The organism is Actinomadura livida (assembly GCF_014648675.1).
Lineage (GTDB): Bacteria > Actinomycetota > Actinomycetes > Streptosporangiales > Streptosporangiaceae > Spirillospora > Spirillospora livida.
The window spans coordinates 342806-365966 of record NZ_BMRO01000001.1 but is presented as its reverse complement, the minus strand read 5'-3'; the positions used below and the strand labels follow the sequence as shown (position 1 = coordinate 365966).

23 protein-coding genes are annotated in these 23161 nt (G+C 72.4%); 7 read left to right on the top strand and 16 right to left on the bottom strand.

What is annotated here, in order from left to right:
- Window positions 1–168 precede the first annotated feature (168 nt).
- On the top strand, window positions 169–360 hold the full coding sequence (locus IEZ03_RS01500; protein WP_132049623.1) for a DUF4236 domain-containing protein: 192 nt from the start codon (window positions 169–171) through the stop codon (window positions 358–360).
- Here the strand turns inward: IEZ03_RS01500 and IEZ03_RS01495 are convergent.
- Both IEZ03_RS01495 and IEZ03_RS01490 read right to left on the bottom strand, forming a co-directional pair.
- Window positions 357–2792, bottom strand: coding sequence for a HelD family protein (locus IEZ03_RS01495; RefSeq protein WP_184882822.1), 2436 nt, complete (start codon window positions 2790–2792; stop codon window positions 357–359). The genes IEZ03_RS01500 and IEZ03_RS01495 overlap by 4 nt on opposite strands.
- A 203-nt stretch (window positions 2793–2995) precedes the next feature.
- Window positions 2996–4087, bottom strand: coding sequence for an ATP-dependent DNA ligase (locus IEZ03_RS01490; protein ID WP_184882824.1), 1092 nt, complete (start codon window positions 4085–4087; stop codon window positions 2996–2998).
- 76 nt (window positions 4088–4163) lie between these two features.
- Between IEZ03_RS01490 and IEZ03_RS01485 the strand changes: the two genes are divergently transcribed.
- Window positions 4164–4865, top strand: a complete 702-nt coding sequence (locus tag IEZ03_RS01485) for a dihydrofolate reductase family protein (RefSeq protein ID WP_184882826.1) — start codon at window positions 4164–4166, stop codon at window positions 4863–4865.
- On the opposite strand, the gene IEZ03_RS01480 is transcribed toward IEZ03_RS01485, so the two are convergent.
- Complete coding sequence (locus IEZ03_RS01480; RefSeq protein WP_184882828.1) at window positions 4847–5566, bottom strand: pyrimidine reductase family protein; 720 nt, start codon at window positions 5564–5566, stop codon at window positions 4847–4849. The two genes, IEZ03_RS01485 and IEZ03_RS01480, sit on opposite strands and share 19 nt — an antisense overlap.
- Window positions 5567–5713: 147 nt before the next feature.
- On the opposite strand from IEZ03_RS01480, the gene IEZ03_RS01475 reads away from it, so the two are divergent.
- The gene (locus IEZ03_RS01475; protein WP_229807914.1) at window positions 5714–6115 is read left to right on the top strand and encodes a hypothetical protein; all 402 of its coding nucleotides are present in this window, start codon (window positions 5714–5716) and stop codon (window positions 6113–6115) included.
- Here the strand turns inward: IEZ03_RS01475 and glgX are convergent.
- The 7 genes from glgX to IEZ03_RS01440 form a co-directional block, all read right to left on the bottom strand.
- Window positions 6112–8205, bottom strand: a complete 2094-nt coding sequence (glgX, locus tag IEZ03_RS01470) for a glycogen debranching protein GlgX (RefSeq protein WP_184882833.1) — start codon at window positions 8203–8205, stop codon at window positions 6112–6114. The two genes, IEZ03_RS01475 and glgX, sit on opposite strands and share 4 nt — an antisense overlap.
- Before the next feature lie 133 nt (window positions 8206–8338).
- The gene (locus IEZ03_RS38485; RefSeq protein WP_184882835.1) at window positions 8339–8920 is read right to left on the bottom strand and encodes a GNAT family N-acetyltransferase; all 582 of its coding nucleotides are present in this window, start codon (window positions 8918–8920) and stop codon (window positions 8339–8341) included.
- Window positions 8921–8955: 35 nt separating this feature from the next.
- A complete protein-coding gene (locus tag IEZ03_RS01460) occupies window positions 8956–9504 on the bottom strand; it encodes a DUF4262 domain-containing protein (RefSeq protein WP_184882837.1) in 549 nt (182 codons plus the stop codon).
- Between the two features lie 73 nt (window positions 9505–9577).
- Window positions 9578–10657 carry a phosphotransferase family protein gene (locus IEZ03_RS01455; RefSeq protein ID WP_221480636.1) on the bottom strand — a complete coding sequence of 360 codons (1080 nt, stop codon included), beginning with the start codon at window positions 10655–10657 and terminating at the stop codon, window positions 9578–9580.
- A complete protein-coding gene (locus IEZ03_RS01450; RefSeq protein ID WP_184882839.1) occupies window positions 10654–11835 on the bottom strand; it encodes an acyl-CoA dehydrogenase family protein in 1182 nt (393 codons plus the stop codon). The genes IEZ03_RS01455 and IEZ03_RS01450 overlap by 4 nt, the downstream gene beginning before the upstream one ends.
- An 80-nt stretch (window positions 11836–11915) precedes the next feature.
- Window positions 11916–12518 (bottom strand): TetR/AcrR family transcriptional regulator, encoded by a 603-nt coding sequence (locus IEZ03_RS01445; RefSeq protein WP_229807913.1) that lies wholly within the window; start codon window positions 12516–12518, stop codon window positions 11916–11918.
- 75 nt (window positions 12519–12593) lie between these two features.
- On the bottom strand, window positions 12594–14219 hold the full coding sequence (locus tag IEZ03_RS01440; RefSeq protein ID WP_184882844.1) for an acyl-CoA dehydrogenase family protein: 1626 nt from the start codon (window positions 14217–14219) through the stop codon (window positions 12594–12596).
- Between the two features lie 184 nt (window positions 14220–14403).
- On the opposite strand from IEZ03_RS01440, the gene IEZ03_RS01435 reads away from it, so the two are divergent.
- Window positions 14404–15162, top strand: a complete 759-nt coding sequence (locus tag IEZ03_RS01435) for a DUF1707 SHOCT-like domain-containing protein (protein ID WP_184882846.1) — start codon at window positions 14404–14406, stop codon at window positions 15160–15162.
- Here the strand turns inward: IEZ03_RS01435 and IEZ03_RS01430 are convergent.
- The 5 genes from IEZ03_RS01430 to IEZ03_RS01410 are packed head-to-tail and all read right to left on the bottom strand — an operon-like array spanning window position 15159 to window position 18730.
- Window positions 15159–15374, bottom strand: coding sequence for a hypothetical protein (locus IEZ03_RS01430; RefSeq protein ID WP_184882848.1), 216 nt, complete (start codon window positions 15372–15374; stop codon window positions 15159–15161). The genes IEZ03_RS01435 and IEZ03_RS01430 overlap by 4 nt on opposite strands.
- Window positions 15375–15430: 56 nt before the next feature.
- Window positions 15431–16159: a sirohydrochlorin chelatase gene (locus IEZ03_RS01425; protein WP_184890500.1), complete on the bottom strand. Its 729-nt coding sequence runs from the start codon at window positions 16157–16159 to the stop codon at window positions 15431–15433.
- A gap of 17 nt (window positions 16160–16176) precedes the next feature.
- Window positions 16177–16887, bottom strand: a complete 711-nt coding sequence (locus IEZ03_RS01420; protein WP_184882850.1) for a phosphoadenylyl-sulfate reductase — start codon at window positions 16885–16887, stop codon at window positions 16177–16179.
- Complete coding sequence (locus IEZ03_RS01415) at window positions 16884–17081, bottom strand: hypothetical protein (protein WP_229807912.1); 198 nt, start codon at window positions 17079–17081, stop codon at window positions 16884–16886. Before IEZ03_RS01415 ends, IEZ03_RS01420 begins: the two co-directional genes overlap by 4 nt.
- The gene (locus IEZ03_RS01410; RefSeq protein ID WP_184882853.1) at window positions 17078–18730 is read right to left on the bottom strand and encodes a nitrite/sulfite reductase; all 1653 of its coding nucleotides are present in this window, start codon (window positions 18728–18730) and stop codon (window positions 17078–17080) included. Before IEZ03_RS01410 ends, IEZ03_RS01415 begins: the two co-directional genes overlap by 4 nt.
- 714 nt (window positions 18731–19444) lie before the next feature.
- On the opposite strand from IEZ03_RS01410, the gene IEZ03_RS01405 reads away from it, so the two are divergent.
- The 3 genes from IEZ03_RS01405 (at window position 19445) to IEZ03_RS01395 (ending at window position 22541) form a co-directional block, all read left to right on the top strand.
- Window positions 19445–20626, top strand: coding sequence for a YihY/virulence factor BrkB family protein (locus tag IEZ03_RS01405; protein ID WP_229807911.1), 1182 nt, complete (start codon window positions 19445–19447; stop codon window positions 20624–20626).
- Window positions 20627–20665: 39 nt separating this feature from the next.
- On the top strand, window positions 20666–21697 hold the full coding sequence (locus tag IEZ03_RS01400) for a phosphotriesterase family protein (RefSeq protein WP_184882854.1): 1032 nt from the start codon (window positions 20666–20668) through the stop codon (window positions 21695–21697).
- Window positions 21698–21836: 139 nt separating this feature from the next.
- Window positions 21837–22541 (top strand): phosphoribosyltransferase, encoded by a 705-nt coding sequence (locus IEZ03_RS01395; RefSeq protein WP_184882855.1) that lies wholly within the window; start codon window positions 21837–21839, stop codon window positions 22539–22541.
- 259 nt (window positions 22542–22800) lie between these two features.
- Here the strand turns inward: IEZ03_RS01395 and IEZ03_RS01390 are convergent, their stop codons facing one another.
- Window positions 22801–23097: a WhiB family transcriptional regulator gene (locus tag IEZ03_RS01390; protein ID WP_021600082.1), complete on the bottom strand. Its 297-nt coding sequence runs from the start codon at window positions 23095–23097 to the stop codon at window positions 22801–22803.
- Window positions 23098–23161 lie beyond the last annotated feature (64 nt).

The following is a 23161-nucleotide window of genomic DNA, read 5'->3' as shown; positions in this document are numbered from 1 at the left end:
ACGCTCCTTCAACCGGGACGCCCGGTAAAGAGCCGCCGCACGACGAACTCGGACCGGTTTTGGTCAGCTCCTGCCCTTGCCACGCTTCGGTCTGACCGAATCTGCCATCTCGGTCTGTCCGTGAACGGGGAGGCGGATTCCCGGCGGGGTACCGGGAATCCACCGGCCATGGGTTGGCATTATCGAAAGTCGCTCCGTAAGGGTCCGTTCCGCCTCAACCTCTCCCGCAAGGGCGTGGGCCACAGCGTGGGAGGCCGCGGCGCCCGCTACACCCGCTCGGCGGACGGCCGCCGCTACATGACCTTCCGCATCCCCGGCACCGGCATCTCCTGGCGCCGCCCCCTGAACCGCCGCCGCTAACTCTCGTCCCGCGGCCGCCCCGCCATTCCCGAGAGAAGTGGCGGGAGGTCGTCGTCGTGGACGGCGGTCAGGCGGCGGGTGGCTCGGGTCAGGGCCACGTAGAGGTCCTGGCCGCCCTTGGGGGACTCGGTCAGGATGCCGGACGGGTCGACGACGATGACCGAGTCGAACTCCAGGCCCTTGGCCTCCTCCGCGGTCAGGACGACGACGGGGGAGTCGAGGGCCTCGGGGGTCGCGCCCACGGCGGCGTCCGGGAGGGCCTCCAGGACGGCCGGGTGGCGGGCGGCGGAGGTGATCACGGCCAGGCGGCCCTCCTTGAAGGCGCCGCCGATGTCGTCGGGCGTCCCGCCGGTGACGAGCTCCAGCTCGGACCGGACGAGGGCGGGCAGCTCGGCGACCGGCATCGCGATCGCGACCGGCGGGGTGCCCTCGTCGCGGACGGATTCGGGGGGCGTCTCACCGGGGGCGACGGCCTGCAGGACGTCGGCGGCGACCCGCATGATGGCGGCCGGGGTGCGGTAGTTGACCATGAGCCGCTGCTCGCGCCAGCGGCCCGGGACGTAGCGGTCGAGCATCTGCGCCCATGACGCGGCGCCGGCGGCGCTGCCGGTCTGGGCGATGTCGCCGACGACGGTGAGGGAGCGGGTCGGGACGCGGCGCATCACGGTGCGCCAGGCCATCTCGGAGAGCTCCTGCGCCTCGTCCACGATCACGTGCCCGTACGCCCATTCGCGGTCGGCGAGGGCGCGCTGGGCGGTGGTGAGCGGCGGGCCGTCGTCGTGGTGGCGCTCGGCCAGCTCGGCGGCGGTGAGCAGGTCGGCGGCGGAGAGCCGCTCCGGGTGCCCCGTATCGGCGGTCTGGATGACCTCGCGGGCGTACAGCTCCTCCTTGGCGCGTGCGGCCTCCGCGGCGCGCCGGCGGGCCTTCTCCGCGGAGTCGTCCTTGCCGAGGAGCTCGGCGGCCTCGTCCAGGAGGGGGACGTCCGAGATCGTCCACGGGGCGTTGGGCGGACGCTGGAGAGGCGTGCAGTCGAGGCCGGCCTGCGTGCCCACCCGGGTGAGGGCGCCGGGATCGGCGAAGAAGCCGGTCAGGAGTTGCTCGGGGGTCAGTTCGGGCCAGAGAGCGTTGAGGGCGCTGCGGACGGCAGGGTCCTGCCAGAGGGCTTCCTTGGCGAGGCGGAGGTCGGTCTCGTCCAGGAGGGGTTCGTCCTCGGCCTCGTCGATGAGCTCCTGGAGCCAGGCAGGGAGCCCGCCGTTCTTCGCCATCTCTTCCAGGGGCTCGTCCATGATGCGGTCGTACTGCTCTGCCCGGTTGATGGCGAGGGCCTCCAGCATGTCGTGGACGAAGCGCCGCCTCTGGACGTTGTGGGGGAGACGCAGGGTGCGGGCACGGTCGCGTATCTGCGCGCACTTCTCGGCGTCCACGACCAGGGTGAGGCCGTCGGTCTCGATGTGCAGGCCGCCCGCGGGGACGCGTTGCCGGTCGCGGACGGCCGCCTCCACCACGTCCGCCATACGGAGATCACCTTTGATGACGGCGACCGCTGGGGCTTCGGTCGCCTTCGCCTTGATGCCGGGGTAGAGCTCGCCGACCGTGGCCAGGGCGACGTCGGTCTCGCCTAGGCCCGGGAGCACCTGCTCGATGTAGCGCAGGAACGTGGCGTTCGGGCCCACGACGAGCACCCCGCGCCGTTCGAGGACGTCCCGGTGCGTGTAGAGCAGGTACGCGGCCCGGTGCAGGGCGGCGACCGTCTTGCCGGTTCCCGGGCCGCCCTGGACGACGAGGACGCCGTGCAGGCCGGACCGGATGACCTGGTCCTGCTCCTCCTGGATGGTGGCCACGACGTCGCTCATCCGTCCCGTCCGGCCCCGGCGGAGGGTGGCGAGCAGTGCGGCCTCCCCGACGATGCCGGCGCGGTCGGACTCGCCCAGGCCCTCCAGGTCGAACACCTCGTCGTCCAGCCGGACGACCTCGCGGCCGCGCAGGTGCAGGTGGCGGCGGCGCGCGAGGGTGCCGGGGGCGCCGGGCGTGGCCGTGTAGAACGGGCGCGCCGCCGCGGCGCGCCAGTCGATCAGGATCGGCTCGTGGTCGGCGTCGCGGAGGCCGATGCGGCCGATGTAGAACGTGTCGCCGGGGCCGTCGGCGTCCGCCCGGTGGTCGATCCGCCCGAAGCACAGCCCGTGCTCGACGCCGCTGAGCCTGGCGAGGCGGCGGGCCGCCTCGTCGGTGGCGACGGCGCTCTCCAGCCGGGCCTGGAACGCGCTCCCGCCGCCCGCGGCCGGCCCCTCGCGCAACGCCGCCTCGGCGCTCGCGCGCTCGACGTCGAGCCGCGTGTAGAGGCGGGACACGTACTCCTGTTCCACGCGCATCGCGGCCGCGCGCGCCTTTTCCTCGCGTTCGGGGTTGACAGCGTCCGCTTGACGGAGTCCCATACCTCGGCTACACTCCTATACATAGGATGGGTTTTGTGTGCGCAAATCGTAAGTCGCCACCCTATCATCCCTGACCTCCTCCGCGCGTGAGTTTCCGCGGAAGATCATCACGGCGGTACCCGACGCCCCGCACGGCACGCCCATCGACCGCACCACGGAGCCCCTGAGGCCGCGTGTGCGGTTCGGTGGGAGGCCGGGCGTGGTCAGCGGTCGACGCGCGGGCTCGTCGCCTCACCCGCGAGGATGTCGTTCAGGTCGTACGCGACCGGCACCTCCAGCTGCTCGTACGTGCACGACTCCGGCGTCCGGTCGGGACGCCAGTTGCGGAAGCGGGCCGTGTGCCGGATCCGCTCGCCCTCCATCCCCTCGTAGGCCACCTCCACGACCAGCTCCGGACGCAGCGGCACCCAGCTCAGGTCCTTCTTGCCGGTCCACCGGGAGATGGCGCCGGGCATGCGGTCGACGGTCGCCTCCGTCTGCGCGGCCCACTCCGCCCACGGGTGCTCGTCCAGATTCTGCAGCCGGTACGGCTCCAGCTCCTCGACCAGCTCGGCGCGCCGCTTCATCGTGAACGACGCCGCCACCCCGACGTGCTGGAGCTTCCCCGCGGAGTTGTAGAGGCCCAGCAGCAGCGACCCGACGATGGGGCCGGACTTGTGCCACCGGAAGCCCGCCACCACGCAATCGCAGGTCCGCTCGTGCTTGACCTTGAACAGGACGCGCTTGTCCGGCTCGTACACCGTGTCGCGCGGCTTGGCGATGACGCCGTCGAGCCCCGCGCCCTCGAACTCCTCGAACCAGCGCAGCGCCAGGTCGTAGGAGTCGGACACCGGCGTCACGTGGATCGGCGGCTTGATTCCGGACAGCGCGTCGACCAGGCGCCGCCGCCGCTCGCCCAGCGGCACCTCCATCAGCGACTCGTCGCCGAGGGCCAGCAGGTCGAACGCGATGAACGACGCCGGGGTCTGCTCCGACAGCAGCTTGATCCGCGACGCGGCCGGGTGGATGCGCTGCTGGAGCCCGTCGAAGTCGAGGCGGTTCCCCTTCGGCAGGACGATCTCGCCGTCGACCACGCACCGCTCGGGCAGTTCGCGCTTCACCGCCTCGACCAGTTCGGGGAAGTAGCGGGTGAGCGGCTTGCGGCCGCGGCTGGACAGCTCGACCTCGTCGCCGTCGCGGAAGACGATGCAGCGGAAACCGTCCCACTTCGGCTCGTACAGCAGGTCGCCCTTGGGCATGCTCTTGACCGCCTTGGCCAGCATCGGCGGCAGCGGCGGGCTGATCGGCAGATCCATCCCCCCATCTTGCGCCCCGGCACCGACAAAAGGACATCCCGGGTCCGCAAAACGGCCGTTGGATAATGTGCAGGTCATGCGCCGTCTGCTGCCCGAGCCCGCCGCCGATGGCATCGACCCCTACGACGCCTACGCGGACGCGCCGGGCCTGCGCGTCGGCATGGTGATGAGCGCCGACGGCTCCGCCACCGACGCGGACGGCTGGACGGACGCGCTCGGCGGCGACGCCGACTTCCGCGTGTTCCGCACCTTGCGCGCCCTCGCCGACGCGATCCTCGTGGGGGCCGCGACCGTCCGCACAGGACGGCTCGGCCCCGCCCGCCTCCGCAAGGATCTGCGCGCGCGCCGCGGCGGCCCGCCCGCCCCCATCGTCGTGGTGAGTCGATCCCTAGAGCTCGACTGGGCGCTTCCCCTGTTCACCGAAGCCGAGACGCCGACGATCGTCGTGACATCGCGGAGCGCACGGGAAAAGGTCCCCGACCATATCCAGGTGGTCGATGCAGGGGAGGACGAGGTCGACCTCCCCGAGGCTGTGAAGACGCTCCGCGAGGACCTCGGATACGACCGTCTTCTATGCGAGGGAGGTCCGGCCCTGGCGGCGGCGCTGATCCGCGCGTCCCTCGTGGACGAACTCTGCCTCAACATCGCGCCGGCCCTCCTCGGCGACACGCGCCACACCCGCCTCCTAGGCGGCCTGGACACCGAGGCCGCGCTCGACCTGGCGGCCCTCTACCTGGACGAGGGCGTGCTGTTCACCCGCTACCGGCTGCGGGTGTAGCGCAGGAAGAGGAAGTCCTCGTCCTGCAGCGTGTGGGCGAGGGTCAGCTCCGGAGGGACGTGCAGGGGCGGCCCGTCCAGGATCCGTGCCGGGTGGCCGGCGAGCAGGAGCGGGCTCAGCGTGAGGCACAGCTCGTCCAGCAGCCCGGCGGCCACCACCTGTGCGAGGACGCCCGGACCGCCCTCGCACAGGAGGCGCCTGTGTCCGCGTGCCTCGAGCTCCCCGACGGCGGCGGCGAAATCGAGGGTGTCCCTCCCGGCGACGATGACGTCGGCGCGTGCCCGCGCCATCTCCAGGCGTGCCGGGTCGGCGGTCGCGGTGGTCAGCAGGATCGTCCGGGCCTTCGCCTCGGTGAAGACCGGCGCGTCGAAGTCGAGGTCGAGCGTGCGGGAGACGATCGCCAGCGGCGGGACGGGGGACCGCCCCCCGCGGACGCCGTCCCAGCCCTCGCTCGGCTTCACCGGCCCGTACCCCTCGGTGCGGACGGTCCCGGCGCCGACGACGACCACGTCGGCGAGCCCGCGGAGCAGCAGGAACAGGTGGCGGTCCGCGGCGTTGCCGAGGCCGCCGCTGCGTGCGTCGCGCTGCGCCGCCCCGTCCAGGCTGGCGACCATGTTGGCCCGCATCCAGGCGCCGCCGGGTGGATAGGCGTACCTCTCGACGAGGTCGACGTCGCCGGGTTCCGGGGAAAGGCTCCGCATGGAACCCCAAGCTACTCGACGCCCGGAACCGGTCGCGGAGGGCGTCCCGCGTACCAATCTTCACGAATCCGTCACCCTGGAAGTATCCGGAGGCGACACTTATGGCCGGGGATGGGGAACGCGAATGTTCATAGAGGGGAGCGGGGGGTGGAGTTCGCCGCGCTCGGCGCCTGGGTGGTGGCCTCACTGGGGGGCGGCCATCTGCTGGTCAACTGGCTGGCGAAGGGGGGACCGCCGGCCAAGGTGACGCGGTTCCCCGCCCTGGTCGTGGCGGGGCATCCGCTCCTCGGCATCGCCGGTCTGGCCGCCTGGATCGCCTACCTGGCCACCGCGCGGGCCGCGTACGTCTGGCTCGCCTTCGCGGTGCTGCTGGTCGTCACCTTCCAGGGCTTCATGCTGTTCACCCGCTGGCTCGTCGGACGCGGCGGCCGGCACGCCCGCGGCGCCGACCAGCGGTTCCCCGCGGCGGCCGTCGCCGTCCACGCCGCCGTCGCGGCCGCCACGTTCGTCCTGGTCCTGCTGAGCGTCATCGAGGTGACCCGCGGCTAGGGCAGCCGCCGCAGGACGGTGAGGGCGCGGTCGGGGATCGTCACGGTGTCCCTGGCCTTGAGGCGGGAGCGTTCGCCGATCGTGCCGGGCTCGGCGGTGGCGAGGGTGAACTCCCAGCGCTCGCCGTACTCGCCGCCGGGGAGCGTGAACTCGACGTCCTCCGAGCCGGCGTTGATGAGCAGGAGGAACGAGTCGTCGCGGACCCGGCGTCCCCGCGGATCGGGTTCGGTGATGGCGTCGCCGTTGAGGAAGACCCCGAGGGACTTGGCGAAACCGACGTTCCAGTCGTGGTCGGTCATGCTCTCCCCGGCCGGGGTGAGCCACGCGATGTCGGCGGCGGCGCCGGTGCCCCTCCCGGTGAAGAAGCGGCGGCGCCGGAACACCGGATGGTCATGGCGCAGCCTGGACAGGATCCGGACGAACTCCATGTCGTCGGAGTCCCCCCAGTGCACCCACGCGGTCTCGTTGTCCTGGCAGTAGGCGTTGTTGTTGCCCCTCTGGGTGCGCCCCAGCTCGTCCCCGTGGGAGAGCATCGGCACGCCCTGGGAGAGGAAGAGGGTCGCCAGGAAATTGCGGCGCTGGCGGGCGCGCAGCTCCAGGACGGCGGGGTCGCGGGTGGGTCCCTCCACGCCGCAGTTCCACGACCGGTTGTCGTCGGTGCCGTCCCGGTTGTTCTCGCCGTTGGCCTCGTTGTGCTTGTGGTCGTAGGAGACGAGGTCGGTGAGCGTGAACCCGTCGTGGCACGTCACGAAGTTGATGGACGCGAACGGGCGGCGCGCGCTGTGCTCGTACAGGTCGGACGAGCCGGTGAGGCGGGACGCGAACTCCGGCATCGTCGCGTAGGAGCCGCGCCAGAAGTCGCGGACGGTGTCGCGGTACTTGCCGTTCCACTCCGTCCACAGCGGCGGGAAGTTGCCGACCTGGTAGCCGCCCTCACCGACGTCCCACGGCTCCGCGATGAGCTTCACCTGGGAGACGACCGGGTCCTGCTGGACGAGGTCGAAGAAGGCCGCGAGCCGGTCGACGTCGTGCAGCTCGCGGGCCAGCGCCGAGGCGAGGTCGAAGCGGAACCCGTCGACGTGCATCTCCAGGATCCAGTAGCGCAGCGAGTCCATGATGAGCTGCAGCGCGTGCGGGTTCCGGACGTTCAGCGAGTTGCCGCAGCCGGTGTAGTCGAGGTGGTAGCGCTTGTCGTCGTCGCGGAGGCGGTAGTAGGAGGCGTTGTCGATGCCGCGGAACGACAGCGTCGGCCCCAGGTGGTCGCCCTCGGCGGTGTGGTTGTAGACGACGTCCAGGATGACCTCGATGCCCGCCTCGTGCAGCGCGCGGGCCATCGCCTTGAACTCCAGCACCTGCTCCCCGTACTGCCCGGACGAGCTGTAGGAGTTGTGCGGCGCGAAGAACCCGATCGTGTTGTAGCCCCAGTAGTTGTCCAGGCCCCGCGCCACCAGCGCGTGCTCGGGGACCGACTGGTGCACCGGCATCAGCTCCACGGCCGTCACGCCGAGGTCGAGCAGGTGGTCGATCATCACCGGGTGGGCCAGCCCGGCGTAGGTGCCGCGCTGCTCCTCGGGGATCGCCGGGTGCAGCTTCGTCAGGCCCTTCACGTGCGCCTCGTAGATGACGCTCTCGTGGTAGGGGACGCGCGGCGGCCGGTCGTCCGCCCAGTCGAAGAACGGGTTGATGACGACGTTCTTCGGCATGTAGGGGGCGCTGTCGTCCTCGTTCAGCGCGTCGGGGTCGTCGAACCGGTAGGAGAACAGCGACTCGTGCCAGCGGACGTCGCCCTCGACGGCCTTGCCGTACGGGTCGAGCAGCAGCTTGGACGGGTTGCAGCGGTGCCCCTCGCGCGGGTCGAACGGCCCGTGGACCCGGTACCCGTACCGCTGCCCGGGGCCGACGCCCGGCAGGTAGCCGTGCCAGACGAAGCCGTCCACCTCGGGCAGGTCGCGCCGCGTCTCCTGGCCGCCGTCGTCGAACAGGCACAGCTCGACCCGCCGGGCCACCTCGGAGAACAGCGCGAAGTTCGTGCCCGTGCCGTCCCAGGTGGCGCCCAGCGGATAGGGGTCCCCGGGCCAAACCTCCCGCATGTTCCAACTCCTCCGCCGGTCCGTCCTGGCCCGTCGATTGTGGCCTACCCACCGTCCGCCAGCCCCCACCCACCACCAATCAATGGACGAGCTTCGCTCGGCGCCCTACTGCCCCTTACGCCACACCAGGGTGTCATGTCGCCGTGCGGGGGAGGCGCCAGACGTCCTCGCCGTCGGCCGTGGTGTCGCCGGTGCGGCGCAGGCCGAGCTTGGCGGCGACGGCCGCGGAGGGCCCGTTGTCCGGGTGGACGGTGGCGACGATGTCGTGGACGCCGTGCGAGACGAGCCAGCCGAGCAGGGCGCGGGCGGCCTCGGTGGCGAAGCCGAAGCCCTGGTAGGGGGTCCCGATGACCCACGCGACGGACGCGATGCGGCGCGGCGGGCCCGGCGTCACCGCCGAGCCGGTCGACGCGGGCGCCACGGCGAACCCGGGCGGCGCGGGCGTGACGGTCGCCTGTACGTAGCCGACGGCCTGCCCGTCGCGGGCCCGGCGGACGACCCAGTTCAGCCAGTACTCCTGGTGGAAGGGGGCGGGCCCGGCGACCAGGTGGGCGTAGCGGGCGCGCAGTTCGTCCCGGCCGAGGGGAGCGCCGCCGATGTAGCGGTGCAGGCGCGGGTCGTCCAGGACCGGGGCCATCTCGTCGGCGTGGTGGACCGCCAGCGGTTCCAGGACGAGGCGCTGGGTCCCGATGGTCTCGGCGAGCGGCCCGTACACTCCGCCGATGGTAGGCCAAGGCCGGGGGAGACCCGTCAGAGCCGCCGCGTCCACACCCCGGCGGAGTGCTGTTTCGGGTCCAGCCACAGCCACGGCTGGGAGTGGCGGAACGGCAGGTCGGTGCCGGGCTGCCAGGGGAACAGGCCGTCGCCGTTGGGCCAGACGACCTGGAGCATCGGCAGCGGAGGCCGGCGGTAGAACGCGACGGCGCCGCCGAACAGCCCGTCGTACCAGCGCGGGTCGATCTCCCGGAACGCGGCGGCCTGCCCGCGGACGACGCCGTCGCGGCGCTCGCCGTCCGCCGGGACGCGCCCCTCGGCGGTGTGCCGGCCGAGGGTGTTGAGGATCTCCTCGGTCTCGTAGACGTCCCCGCCGAACATCGCCAGCTCGGGCGCGCGGTGGCTGTGCCAGAGGCCGACCGTGTACGCCCAGCCGGGCCGGTCGCCGTCCGCGTGGACGAGGACGACGCTCCACCCGTACTGCGTCACGTGCACGATGGTGCGGAGCTGGAAGTTGTCCAGCCGGTCGCGGTCCCCGTAGTCACGGCAGATCACGCACGTGCACGAGGGGCCATCGCCGGACATGGTTATCAGTTTACGATCTCTTGACCCTCGGTATCGCACCGGCCGCGCCAGGTCACCCCGCCCCGCCGAGGCGTCAGCTGCCGGCGGCGCCTCGCCCGCTGGCCTTGTTCCGACCTCCGAGCGTCTTCAGTCCGAGGTCCAGGTACGTCTCGACCGTTGCCCCGGTCGTGTCGAAGCCGCGTCCGGAGGCGGCGCCGGCCCGCACCCGGTAGTCGATGCCCGCCGCGATAACGCCGATCTTGAAGTAGGCCAGGGCCAGGTGGAAGTCCCAGTCGGCCAGGCGGACCCCGTCCGCCGCCTCGTAGGCCGCCGCCAGGTCGTCGGGCTCGGGCAGCCGGTCGCTCGCCCATGCGCTGGGTTCGCCGACGATGAGGTCGAAGACCGGATGGCGGTAGGCGCACATCATCGCGACGTCCGCCACGGGGTCACCGATGGTCGACAGCTCCCAGTCGACGACGGCGGCCACCCGTGGACCGGCCTTGAGGTCCAGGATGGTGTTGTCGATGCGGAAGTCGCCGTGGACGATGCCGGTGGCACGCTGCTCCGGGACCGCCGCGGCGAGGCGGGAGCTCAGCTCGCCGGCGAGCGGCCGCAGCTCCTCGCTCCCCACGAGCTCCCACTGTCCCGTCCAGCGCTTGAGCTGCCGTTCGGCGTACCCGTCGGGGCGGCCGAAGCGTTCCAGGCCGATGGCGACGTGGTCGACCCGGTGCAGTGCGGCGAGGGTGGCGACGAGGTCGGTCACGGCCGCTTGCAGATCAGGCCCGTCGAGGGCCTTCATGTCCTCTCGGGTCTGGATGGTGGAGCCCGGGACGAACTCGGCCACCGCGAACGGGCCGCCGATCAGCGACTCGTCCTCGCAGAGGACGACGGCGGGGGCGACCGGGACGTCCGTCTGGCCGAGCGCGGCGGTGACCCGGTACTCCCGCGCGACGTCGTGCGCCGAGGGGGTGCGCCCGGCCCGCGGCGGGGTCCGCATCACCCACCGCGCCGACCCGTCGGTCAGCCGGTAGGTGAGGTTGGACCGGCCTCCGGTGATCAGGTCGGCCTGCAACGGACCGGCCAGACCGACGCCGCCCGCTTGCATGGCGTCCGCGATCCGCGCCAGCTCCGGTTCGGTGAGCTCGGAGTCGATCCGCCCGGCCGGCGCGTTCACCGGGACTCCGCCCCGCCCAGTTCGCGCACCGCGCGCTTGGCGATCGACCAGCGGTGCACCTCGGAGGGCCCGTCGTAGATCCGGAAGGGACGCAGCTCGCGGGCGATCTTGGCGACCGGCAGGTCCCGGGACACCCCGAGCCCGCCGCACAGCTGCACGGCCCGGTCGACCACGCGGTTGAGCGCCTCGGCCGCGAAGGTCTTGGCGATCGAGGTCGACTTCGACGCGCGGCCGCCGGCGTCCAGTTCGGCGCACGCTTCCCGCAGCAGCGCGCGGGTCGCGGCCAGGTCGATCTCGTTGTCCGCGATGAGCTGCTGCGCCATGCCGAGGTCGGCCAGCCGCGTCCCGAAGGCTTTCCGGGAGGCCGCGTACCGGACGGCGACCTCGTGCGCCCGCCGGGCGGCGCCGGTCCACCGCATCACGTGCGTCATCCGGGCCGGGCCGAGCCGCACCTGGGCGGCCCGGAAGCCCTGGTCGATCTCGCCCAGCACGTCCTCGTCGGGCACGAAGACGTCGTTGAGCAGGAGTTCGCAGTGGCCGCCCAGCATCGACAGGTCCATGGTGCCGATGTGGCGGGTCAGCTCGATGCCCTCGCGGCCGGCGGGCGCCAGGAACATGCTCGCCCCGCCGGCGCCTCCCGGCTCCCCGCCGGTCCGGGCCATGATGATGAAGAAGTCCGCGCCGTCGGCGCCGGTGATGAAGTGCTTGTGCCCGTTGATCAGCCACCCGCCGTCGACCCGGGCGGCCCGCGTGGCCAGCGCGGCGGGATCCGAACCCGCGCCCGGCGCCGGCTCGGTCATCGCGAAGGCGGACCGCCACTCGCCCTGGACCAGCGGTTTGAGGTAGCGCTCGCGCTGCTCGTCCGAGGCGACGCGGTCCAGCAGGTGGACGTTGCCCTCATCCGGCGCGTTGATGTTCAGGGCGACCGGGCCGAACAGCGAGTAGCCGGCCTCCTCGAACACCGGGGCACGGTCCGACATGTCCATGCCCAGCCCGCCGTACTCGACGGGGCCGTGCGGGGACAGCAGCCCCTCGGCGCGGGCGGCGGCCTGCAGGCGCCGTCGTGCCTCCTCGCCTCCGGCGGCGTGGATGTCGCCGTCGAACTCGTCGTCCAGGGGCAGGACCTCGTCCCGGACGAACTTGCGAGTCTTGTCGAGCACGCTCTGAACATGCGACATGGAAGTACTCCTCTGACCGACCGATCGATCGCTCGGCCAGCTAGCCTCCCAGACGTCGGCGGAGACGGTCAAGCGAGGTGTCAGCGAAGCCCGACAAGGCTCCGGAGCAGGACGAGCTGGCGTTCGACGACCTGGTCCGGGGCCAGGGGGCCGTCCTCGCGGTACCAGGTCGCGACCCCGACGCAGAGGGTCGACACCGCCCGCGCCGCGTCCGCGGGGTACGGCGTCGAGAAGACGCCGGCGGCACAGCCCGCCTCGATCACGTCGGCCACCATCCGCTGCAGCTCATCGCGAAGGGTGACACACCGGTCACGATTGCCGGGCTCAAGGCTGCGCAACTCGGTGGAGGCGACGAAGGCCTCCGCCCGGCGGAACATGTGAAACCGCACCAGGCACTCCACCAGAGCGTCGAACCGCGCGATCGGCTCGCCTCCGGCCGACGCCAGCGCGCTCCGGCACCGGCCGATCAGATCCGTGAGGGCCGATTCCAGCAGGCTGACCAGGATCTCCTGCTTAGACCGGTAGTGGTGGTACATCCCAGGGACCGAGAGTCCGGCGGCGGTGGCCAGGTCGCGGATGCTGGCGCCCTCATACCCGTGCTCTGCGAACACCCGCAGGGCACCCTGCAACACCTTGGGCAGCGGTGAGGGGCCGTACTCCCGCCATGACTCACTACCTGCCACGAACACCCGACGCAGTCTAGCTCTGGCAAAGCCCGCCACTCGTCAGCCACCGAATCGGTGGATCTTGAGTTGGGGTCAGCCGAGTTTCGGGGTGGCGCGCTCGATGATCGGGGCGAGGTCCAGGCCGCCCGGCAGGGTGCCGAAGGCGCTGCCCCAGTCGCCGCCCAGCCGCGTCGCGCAGAAGGCGTCCGCGACCGCCGGGTGCCCGTACCGGACCAGCAGCGACCCCTGCAGCGTCAGCGCCAGCCGCTCCACGACCCGCCGGGCGCGGACCTCGATCGTCGCGAGATCGGCCAGCGAGCCCTTCACCTCGCGCGTCGCCGCGTCGAGCCGCGCATCGGCCCCGGCCGCCCGCTCGACCTCACCGAACAGCGCCTCGACGGTCTGCGGATCCTTGACCATCCCCCGCAGCACATCCAACACCGCCACGTTGCCGGAGCCCTCCCAGATCGAGTTGAGGGGGGATTCGCGGAAGAGGCGGGGCATGCCCGACTCCTCTACGTAGCCGTTGCCGCCCAGGCATTCGAGGGCCTCGGCGGCGTGGGCGGGCCAGCGCTTGGTGATCCAGTATTTGCTGACCGCTAGGCCGAGCCGCTTGAACGCCGTCTCGGTGTCGTCCCCGCGCACCGAGCGGTCCGTCGCGCCCGCGAGGCGCAGCATCGTGATCGTGGCGGCCTCCGACTCGATCGCCAGGTCCGCGAGGACGTTGCGCATCAGCGGCTGGTCGATGAGGTAGGCGCCGAACGCCTTGCGGTGGGCGGCGTGGTGGGCGGCGGCCGTGACGCCGTGCCGCATCCCCGCCGCCGCGCCGATCACGCAGTCCAGCCGGGTCATGTTGACCATCTCGATGATGGTCGGCACGCCGCGGCCCTCGTCGCCGACCCGCCAGGCGACCGCGTTCGCGTACTCCACCTCGGAGGACGCGTTGGACCTGTTGCCCAGCTTGTCCTTCAGCCGCATCAGCCGCATCGGGTTCAGCTCGCCGTCCGGCAGGACGCGCGGGACCATGAAGCAGGTGAGGCCGCCCGGCGCCTGGGCCAGCGTGAGGAAGACGTCGCACATCGGGGCGCTGGTGAACCACTTGTGGCCGACGAGCCGGTAGGTGCCGTCCGGCTGCGGGGTCGCCTCGGTGGTGTTGGCGCGGACGTCCGAGCCGCCCTGCTTCTCCGTCATCGACATGCCGGCGAGCAGCGCGTTCTTCGTCAGCGGGGCGCGCAGCCCGTAGTCGTACTCGCGCCTGGCGAGGAGCGGCTCGTACTGCGCCGCCAGTTCGGGGGACCGCCGCAGGGCCGGGACGGCCGCGTACGTCATCGAGATCGGGCAGCCGTGGCCCGCGTCCACCCGCCAGGTGTAGAACTTGGCGGCCCGCGCGACGTGGGCGCCGGGACGCGGGTCGGCCCAAGGGGAACCGTGCAGCCCGTGCGTCACCGCGACGTTCATCAGCTCGTGCCAGGCCGGGTGGAACTCGACCTCGTCGATCCGGTGCCCGTACCGGTCGTGGGTGCGCAGGACGGGCGGATGCTCGTTCGCCAGGCGCCCCCACTCCTGCGCCCGCTCCGTGCCCGCCAGGCGGCCGAGCTCGCGCACCTCGGCCTCGGCCCATCCGGCGCCCTCGCGCTCCAGCCCGTCCAGCAGGACCGCCTCGTCGGACACGTCGTGCCCGGCGAGCGGGGGGACCTGATTGAAGACCTCGTGCGTCACCGTGCCGCTCCCACGCGCTGCTCAGGGGATGTTCACTCCGCTGCCTCGCAGGATACAGAACCTGGTTCGGGCAACCATTGATCCTGCCCGCACCCTGGCCGGAGGTCCATCCTCCTCAAGTGGTGAGGCGATCTCGTCCGCGCGGCGGATTGTCCCGCCCCCGCGGGGGCATACCTTCGGAAGCATGAGTCAGTCCAGTCCGCAGCCTGAGCGGCCGTCACCGTGCCGCCCGCGGGACCGGCGGCAGGACCTGTACCCCGACCGGCCCGGCACCGACGATTCCCTCGACGCGGTCCCCGGGGGCGGGCCGTCACCGGGCGGGCCGGCGGCGGACGCGGTGCGGGCCTCCGACGCCGAGCGGGAGGCCGTCGTCGAGCGGCTGCGGATCGCCTCCGTCGAGGGGCGGCTGACCTTCGAGGAGCTGACCGAGCGCAGCGAGGCCGCCTACGCGGCCGTGACCCGCGGCGAACTCGACCGCATCACCGATGACCTGCCCGGCATGGGCGCTCCAGGCGCGAACCCCGCGCCCCGCCAGGTCCAGCGCAAGTTCAGCGCCGTGATGGGCGACTGCAAGGAGCGCATCGTCGGCCGCATCGACGGCCCGCTGGAGGCCCTGGCGGTCATGGGCGACGTCGAGCTCGACCTGCGCGGTGCCCAGGTGCCCACCGGGGAGATCAGCATCTCCGCCACCGCTGTGATGGGCGACGTGAAGATCATCGTGCCGGACGGCGTGAGCGTGGTGCTGTCCGGCCACGCCTTCCTCGGCGACCGCAAGGTCAACGTCCGCGAACCCCAGCGGGGCGCGCGCGTGCCCGTCGTCAAGGTCACCGCACACGCCGTCATGGGGGACATCAAGATCGTCGACGACGAGCACCACGCACCGTTCCGCCGCGCCCTGACGGACTGGTGGCGCGACCGCAACGACCGCCGCCCGCCCCGCTAGCGGGAGTCGTCGTGGCGTTCGGCCTCCCGGACGCCCTCCTCGTCGGGCGGAAGGGTGTCCGGGTGCTCTACTTCCACGCCCGGCGTGCCCGTGCCGCTGGTCGCCTCCGGGGCGGGGGCGGTGCGGCCCCGGGCGTCGGAGCGCTCGTTGACCGGCGCGAACTCGCGGTCGTGGGTCTCTTCCGGCTCGTGTCCGAGATCTTCCCGTCTCATGGGAGGCCGCATACCCGCCCTCCCGCGCGTCGAACGCCCCCGGGCGGACCGGCGTCTCAGACCGCCGTGGCGGCGCAGGACGCGACGAGCGCCTCGTCGTAGCGGCGGACGATCAGGTCGGCGACCTCCGGGGCCGCGCCGAGGACGGGCGAGACCGCCGCCGCGCCGGCGGCCAGCGCCGCGTTCCTGACCTTGTCGGCGAAGTACCCCGGCGCCAGGAAGTACGACGCCACCGCGACGCGGGGAGCGCCCGCGTCCAGCAGCGCCGTCACCGCCTCGGCCGGTCCGGGGGCGGTGGCGGACGCGTAGGCGGGGACCACGTCCCACCATCCGCGCGGCCGCCACTCGCGTGCGAGCCGCGCGATGGTCGCGTTGGCGGACGCGTCGCTGGAACCCGCCGAGACGAGGACGACGGCCGTGTCCGGGTCGCCGGGCTCCGCCCCGGCTTCGGCCAGGCGGCGCTCCAGGGCGTCCATCAGCAGCGGATGCGGGCCCAGCGTCCCGGCGGTGCGGAGCCGCAGCCGGGGGTGCCGCACCCGGTTAAGGACGCCCGGGATGTCGGTCTTGCTGTGGTAGGCGGCGGTGAGCAGGAGCGGCAGCACGACCGTGTCCTCCGCGCCGTCGCGGGCGAGGCCGTCCAGGACGCGGTCGGGCGCGGGCGGGCCGTGGTCGAGGAACGAGGCGTGGACCGGGAGGCCCGGGCACCGCTCCCGGACGGCGCCGAGCAGCTCCGCGACGGTCGCGGCGGCCCGGGGGTCGCGGCTCCCGTGGGCCACCGCGACCATCGGCGGTGCCGGCCGGCTCAAAGGTGGATTCCGCACTCGACCTTGCCCATCCCGGCCCAGCGGCCGCTGCGGGGGTCCTCGCCGGGCGCGACCGGGCTCGTGCACGGCGCGCAGCCGATCGACGGGTAGCCGTCGTAGTGCAGGGGGTTGACGAGCACCCCGTTGTCCTCGATGTAGTTGTCCATGTCCTCCTGGCTCCAGTCCAGGATCGGGTTCACCTTGACCATCCCGCGCCTGCGGTCCCATTCGACGACGCGGCGGTCGCGGCGGGTCGCGGTCTCGTCCCGGCGGATGCCGCTGAACCACGCCATGTAGCCCTCCAGCGCGCGGCCGAGCGGCTCGACCTTGCGCAGGTGGCAGCACAGGTCGGGATTGCGGCCGAACAGCCGCGGGCCGAGGGCGGCCTCCTGCTCCTCGACCGTGCGCGACGGGACGGCGTTGACGACGTTCACCGGGTAGACGGCCTCGACCGCGTCCCGGGTGCCGATCGTCTCGGCGAAGTGGTAGCCGGTGTCGACGAACAGCACGTCTATGCCGGGCTTCACCTTCGACACGAGGTGGATCAGCGCCGCGTCCGACATGGACGAGGTGAGGCAGATGCGGTCGCCGAACGTGGCGGCGGCCCAGCGGATGATCTCCAGCGTGGGCGCGCCGTCCAGCGCGGCGGAGGCCGATTCGACGATGTCTTCCAGGTCAAGGGCAGGTCTGTCGGTCTCCAGGAGGGTCACCGAGGGATCTCCTTGCTCGCGGTGCCGGGGACGCCGACGCCGAGGAATTTCAACGTGAAGGAACGGACGCAGTCGGGGCAGAACCACGAGCCGTGCTCCTCGCGCGGCTCAAGGTGCTCCTCACCGCAGTAGGGGCAGTAGAACGGCGCCATGCGCTCGCCGCGCGGGGACGCCCCCGAGGACGCAGCGCTCACTTGAGGTCCGCTTCTTCGGCGCGCTGCACCCACTCCGCGAACGTCTCGCCCTCGTCGCGCTGCTTGTCGTAGGCGCGGACGACGCGTTCGACGTAGTCGGTCAGCCCCGCCGAGGTGGTCTTCAGCCCGCGGACCTTCTTGCCGAACGTCGCGCCGAGCTGCCCGCCCAGGTGGATCTGGAAGCCCTCGACCTGGTCGCCGTTCTCGTCCACGACGAGCTGGCCCTTCAGGCCGATGTCGCCGACCTGGATGCGGGCGCAGGCGTTCGGGCAGCCGTTGACGTTGATGGTCAGCGGCTGGTCGAAGTCGGGGAGCCGCTCCTCCAGCTCGTCGATCAGGTCCATGGCGCGCTGCTTGGTGTCGACGATCGCGAGCTTGCAGTACTCGATGCCGGTGCACGCCATCGTGTGCCGCCGGAACGTGGACGGGCGGACCTGCAGGTCGTGCTCGGCCAGCTCGTCCGCGAGCGCCTCGGTGTTCTCCTCCGGGACGTCCAGGATCACCATCTTCTGCTCGATGGTGGTCCGCACCCGGCCGGAGCCGTAGCGGTCGGCCAGCTCGCCGATGACGCCGAGGATCTCGCCGCTCACCCGGCCGGCGCGCGGCGCGAACCCGACGTAGAAGTTGCCGTCCTGCTGCGGGCGGATCCCGACGTGGTCGCGGCTGGCGAGCGGGGCGGCGGGCTCCGGGCCGTCGGGCAGCGCGTACCCGAGGTACTCCTTCTCCAGCACCTCGCGGAACTTCGCGGCGCCCCAGTCCTTCACCAGGAACTTCAGGCGGGCGCGGCTGCGCAGGCGCCGGTAGCCGTAGTCGCGGAAGATCGAGGTCACGCCGTGCCAGACCTCGGTGGCCTGCTCCGGCCGGACGAACACGCCGAGGCTCTGCGCGAACATCGGGTTGGTGGACAGCCCGCCGCCGACGAACACCTGGTAGCCGGTCTCGCCCTCCTCGTTCACCACGCCCACGAAGCCGATGTCGTTGATCTCGTGGACGGTGCAGTGCGAGGTGCAGCCCGACAGGGCCGTCTTGTACTTGCGCGGCAGGTTCGAGAACTCGGGGGAGCCGATGTAGCGGTCGTGGATGTCGCGCAGCTGCGGGGTCGCGTCGATGACCTCGTCGGCCGCGATCCCGGCCAGCGGGCAGCCGATGATGGTGCGCGGGACGTCGCCGCACGCCTCCATCGTGTGCAGGCCGACCGCTTCGAGGGCCTCCCAGATCGCCGGGACGTCCTCGATCCGCACCCAGTGCAGCTGGACGTTCTGCCGGTCGGTGATGTCGGCGGTGCCGCGGGCGTACCGGGTCGAGATGTCGGCGATGGTGCGCAGCTGTGGGCCGCTCAGCTGACCGCCGTCGATCCGCACCCGCATCATGAAGTAGCGGTCCTCGAGCTCCTCGTCCTCCAGCGCGCCGGTCCTGCCGCCGTCGATGCCGGGCTTGCGCTGCGTGTACAGCCCCATCCAGCGGAAGCGGCCGCGCAGGTCGGCGGGGTCGATCGAGTCGAAGCCGGTCTTGGAGTAGATGTCGATGATGCGCTGTCGGACGTTCAGGCCGTCGTCGTTCTTCTTGTTCTCTTCGTTCTTGTTGAGCGGTTCGCGGTAGCCCAGGGCCCACTGGCCCTCGGCCTTCTTGCGTTTGATCGCGGGTGGCACGGCGCGCGTCCTCGTCTGTGGTCGTGAGGGACGCGTAGCGCACCGGCAGTCTGAGGCAGCCGGCTCGACGCTGAGCAGGGTGATGTCAAAGGTGACGCCGATGCGCCACGCGCCCGGCTGAGCAGGGGCTGCGTGGTCGGGGCGTCACCGACAGATCGCGCTGCGGACGCGCAGGAAGTCCACGTGCCGGCGCTTGGCCAGCAACGGGTCCGCAGCAGTCATACCTGAACCATGACACGCGGTCTCGTGGGCTGTCCAGTTACGTCCGGCATGCGGACGGGTGACATGGGTCATCCCTGCCGCCTCCAGTTCACCGGAGGCTCGCCCGCTTCGCCGGTCGGCGGAGTGCCGGCCGTGCCGTCGGGGCGGATGCCGCGGCGCCCGCGCCCCGGCGTGGCCGGAGCGGGACGGTGCTGGCAGTCGCACCACGAGCCGCCACGGCACTCCCCGTGGCGGCGGTCTCGGCACGACTGGCAGATCATGTCTCCATTGTCACCCATGATGGCCGATGCCCGGTTCATCCAAAATGATCATGATCCGGATGACGTTCCCGGTCGTCGAAGCGGGTATGAGCGAGGGGATGCGCAGGGGACGGGCCGTGCGCCCGCGCGACGGAAGGGCTGGGGAGGCGGTCGCGACGCGACGCGACCCGCAGGGCACCGAAATGGGCGAGGGGACATGTTCCGGACCCGCAACGCTCTACGGTGGGGCGGTGTGACCACCGTCTCCGACGCCGAGGGCGTCCCGCCGCGCGGGGACTCCGACCACGACGAGGGCCAGGGCCGGGGCGCCCCGGCCCCTGGTGTCGTCGACCCACCTGAAGACCTGGCCGGGAACCCGCCAGAGAACCCCGCCGGGAACGCGGACGACGGCCCCGGGGCGAGCGTCGCGAAGGCGCAGGGGAGTGGCGCGGAGCCGGCGCCGGGCATGACCGCCCGGGTGCGCGAACGCGCACGGGCCGGGATCGGCGCCGCGCCCGGAGTCGCCTGGACGCTGACCAAGGGCACCGCGGCGGGGGCGTTCCGCTACCGGGTGACCGGGCTGGCGGCCGAGGCCGCGTTCTTCGCGCTGCTGTCCCTGCCGCCGCTGGTCATCGGGCTGATCGGCACGATGGGGCACCTGCGCGGGCTGTTCCAGCCCGGCACCATCACCGAGATCCGCACCTGGGTGATCGACCAGGCCCGCACGGTGCTGACCGGCCCGGCGGTCGACACGGTGGTCGTCCCGCTGCTCGACGACGTGATCCGCGGCGGGAGCCCGGACATCGTGTCGCTGAGCTTCCTCCTGTCGCTGTGGGCGGGCTCGCGGGCGACGAACGTCTACATCGACACGATCAGCATCGCCTACGGGCTGTCCGGCATCCGCGGCGTGATCCGCACCCGGCTGCGCGCGTTCTCCCTGTACCTGATCGGCCTGCTGGTCTTCCTGATCGTCATCCCGCTGCTGGTGGCGGGGCCCGCGCTGGTGCAGCAGGCGCTGCCGGAGAGCGCCGGGCTCGTGCAGGCGCTCTACTGGCCGGTCGTGGTGACGCTGTCGATCGTCTTCCTCGCGACGCTGTACCACCTCAGCGTCCCGGTGCGGACGCCCTGGCGCCGGGACCTGCCGGGAGCCGTCCTCGCGCTGCTCATCTGGATCGTCGGCAGCTTCGGCCTGCGGATCTTCCTGGCCGGGTCGCTGAGCGGGGTGTCGGTGTACGGGTCGCTGTCGGCCGCCATCGCCGTCCTCGCCTGGCTGTACGTGGCGGCGCTCGCGGTGCTGATCGGGGCCGCGCTGAACGCCGAGATCGACCGGCTGTGGCCGACCGCCGACACCGCGCGGGCGCGGGCCGTCCGCGACGCGCGGGGCGACGAGCCGGAGCCCGGCGAGGGCACGGAGAGTAAAAAGAACCGCTCGTGAGGTCCTGATAAGGCAAAACATGTCGTAACCTCGCCTGACATGACCCCCCGAGAGGAGACCGGCCGGCTCCGGACCGTGACCGGCATGATCGCGACGTCCGAGGTCACCGGGCCGGTGCTGTCCCACGAGCACCTGCAGCTGGACCTGCGCTGGGCGGCGCGCCCGAAGCTCGTCGAGTCCGATCCGGGCCGCGTGCTGGACGAGGAGAAGACCGTCCAGCGGGAGCTGAACGCGCTGCGCAAGGAGCACGGGCTCGGCCTCGTCGTCGACCTCACCTGCTCCGGCATGGGGCGCAACGCCGCCGCCCTCGCCCGCATCAGCGCGGGCGCGCGGGTGGCCGTGGTCGCCGGGACGGGCGTGTTCACCGAGCCGTTCCACCCCGCGTTCGTCCGCGAGACCCTCGCGGCCGGCACCGGGCCGGGTCATTCTGGGGGGACGACCCCCCAGACCCCCCGGCAAGAGCTGGAGGGCACGACGGGCGTAGAGCGGCTGGCCGAGCGGCTGCTCGCTGAGGTCGGCTTCGGCATGGACGGCACCAACGCCCTGCCGGGCGTCATCGGCGAGATCGGCACGTGGGGCGAGGCGCCGACCGAGACCGAGGAGCTGTGCCTGCGCGCCGCCGCCCGCGCCGCCCGCTACTCCGGGCTGTCGGTGGCGACCTACGGCCGCGCGGGGCTCGCCCAGCTGGAGATCCTCACCGCCGCCGGGCTCGCCCCGGACCGGGTCGCGGTCGGCCAGCAGGACCGGGTCGACGACCCCGGCCAGCACCGCAAGATCGCCGAGACGGGGGGCTACGTCTCGTTCGGCACGCTCGGCCTCGCGGGGGAGGACCACGCGGCGATCGGCGCCCGGGTCCGCTCCGTCATGGACATGCTGGAGGCCGGGCACGCGTCCCGGGTGCTGCTGAGCACCGGCATCTCCCGGCGGGCCCAGCTCACCCGCTACGGCGCCGCCGGCTTCGGGTACCTGTTCGACACGTTCCTGCCCGCGCTGCGCGCGGCCGGTGCCGACGACGCCACCCTCCAGACGATCCTGCGCGACAACCCGCTCCGCTGGCTCACCGGCTCCTAGACGCCGGCCACGTCCGCGCCGCACCGCCCAGGGCCGCGGGAGCGTCCTGGGCGGTCTCTCATTTGCCCGTAAGCGGCGCTGAACGCGCCTGTAAGGGCCGTGGAGTGGGTAGGGGTGACCCCGGGAAGGGGGTTGCGCCATGTCCTGGAACAGATCCGTACGCGGCGACCTCCGGCAGAGCGAGAGCGTCCGGCTCCCCTACACCGACCGGGCGGAGGCGGGCCGGGTGCTCGCCGAGCGGCTCGCCCCGATGGGCCTGGAGGGCGCGGCCGTCCTCGCCCTGCCGCGGGGCGGCGTGCCCGTCGGCTACGAGATCGCGCGGCGGCTGGGCTCGCGGCTCGACGTCCTGGTGACCCGCAAGATCGGATACCCGCCGCAGCCGGAGCTGGGCGTCGGCGCGATCGCCGAGGGCGGCGCGCCGGTGTTCGACGCCGGGCTGCTGCAGCGGCTGGGGCTGCGCGAGCAGGACCTGGCGGCCACGGTCGCCGCCGAGCGCGCCGAACTGGGCCGCCGGGTCGAGGTCTACCGGCGCGGGCGGCCGCTGCCGGAGCTCGCCGGCCGGCCGGTGATCGTGGTGGACGACGGCCTGGCCACCGGAGGCACCGCGCGGGCCGCCGTGCGGGCGCTGCGCGAGCGCGGGCCGTCCCGGCTGGTCCTGGCGGTGCCGGTGGGCGCCGCGGAGACCGTCGGCGGCCTGGACGCCGAGGTGGACGACCTGGTCGTGCCGGCCGCGCCGTGGGAGTTCCGCGCCGTCGGCCAGTGGTACCGCGACTTCGAGCAGCTCACCGACGACGACGTGATCGCCTGGCTGGACCGCGCGGCGCGGACCCGCGAGACGGGCTGACGCCGCGCGGAAATTGGTGCGGCGACTTTTTGAAAAATGGCCGCGTCGCGGGGACGCTTGCGGTAAAAGCGCCGTTCGCTGGAAAGTCGGGGAGCGATCTGAGTCACAGCGGCCGCAGCCGCGGGTGAAGTGTCCGGTTCCCGGGCGGACGGACCGGGTCCGGGCAACGCAAACGGCCCCGCGGGGCGGGGCCGTGTCGTTTTTCTCGGTGGCGTGCCGGGGTTCGCGATGGGAGCGTTCTGGCGGCCTGCGTACTCGGCTAGGCGGCGTTGGCGCGACGCATCCGGCGACGGCGCTCGGACGCGCGCTCGTCTTCGTTCAGACCGCCCCACGTGCCGTACTTCTCGGGCCTGGAAACCGCGTAGTCCAGGCACTCCGTGCGGACGGGGCAGCCCATGCAGATCTGCTTCGCCTTGCGCTCGCGGATCTCTCGCTCGGGCTGACGCTCACCGTCGGGACCGAAGAAGAGGACGAGGTCTTCCCCCCGGCACGCCGCGGCGTCCTGCCAGCCCCAGCTGGGACGAGGGAGGTTTGCCTGCCGACGTACCTGAGCCATGGAACACCCACCTTGATTGGTTTCGAACAATTTCAGGACATGGACGCCCGACATCCTTCGGATG

Excerpts from the sequence above, each read along its gene's own strand:
- IEZ03_RS01500 (WP_132049623.1), top strand. The coding sequence starts at position 169 with ATGGGTTGGCATTATCGAAAGTCGCTCCGTAAGGGTCCGTTCCGCCTC.
- IEZ03_RS01495 (WP_184882822.1), bottom strand. The coding sequence starts at position 2,792 with ATGGGACTCCGTCAAGCGGACGCTGTCAACCCCGAACGCGAGGAAAAG.
- IEZ03_RS01490 (WP_184882824.1), bottom strand. The coding sequence starts at position 4,087 with ATGGATCTGCCGATCAGCCCGCCGCTGCCGCCGATGCTGGCCAAGGCG.
- IEZ03_RS01485 (WP_184882826.1), top strand. The coding sequence starts at position 4,164 with ATGCGCCGTCTGCTGCCCGAGCCCGCCGCCGATGGCATCGACCCCTAC.
- IEZ03_RS01480 (WP_184882828.1), bottom strand. The coding sequence starts at position 5,566 with ATGCGGAGCCTTTCCCCGGAACCCGGCGACGTCGACCTCGTCGAGAGG.
- glgX (WP_184882833.1), bottom strand. The coding sequence starts at position 8,205 with ATGCGGGAGGTTTGGCCCGGGGACCCCTATCCGCTGGGCGCCACCTGG.
- IEZ03_RS01460 (WP_184882837.1), bottom strand. The coding sequence starts at position 9,504 with ATGTCCGGCGATGGCCCCTCGTGCACGTGCGTGATCTGCCGTGACTAC.
- IEZ03_RS01450 (WP_184882839.1), bottom strand. The coding sequence starts at position 11,835 with ATGTCGCATGTTCAGAGCGTGCTCGACAAGACTCGCAAGTTCGTCCGG.
- IEZ03_RS01435 (WP_184882846.1), top strand. The coding sequence starts at position 14,404 with ATGAGTCAGTCCAGTCCGCAGCCTGAGCGGCCGTCACCGTGCCGCCCG.
- IEZ03_RS01430 (WP_184882848.1), bottom strand. The coding sequence starts at position 15,374 with ATGAGACGGGAAGATCTCGGACACGAGCCGGAAGAGACCCACGACCGC.
- IEZ03_RS01425 (WP_184890500.1), bottom strand. The coding sequence starts at position 16,159 with ATGGTCGCGGTGGCCCACGGGAGCCGCGACCCCCGGGCCGCCGCGACC.
- IEZ03_RS01400 (WP_184882854.1), top strand. The coding sequence starts at position 20,666 with ATGACCCCCCGAGAGGAGACCGGCCGGCTCCGGACCGTGACCGGCATG.
- IEZ03_RS01395 (WP_184882855.1), top strand. The coding sequence starts at position 21,837 with ATGTCCTGGAACAGATCCGTACGCGGCGACCTCCGGCAGAGCGAGAGC.
- IEZ03_RS01390 (WP_021600082.1), bottom strand. The coding sequence starts at position 23,097 with ATGGCTCAGGTACGTCGGCAGGCAAACCTCCCTCGTCCCAGCTGGGGC.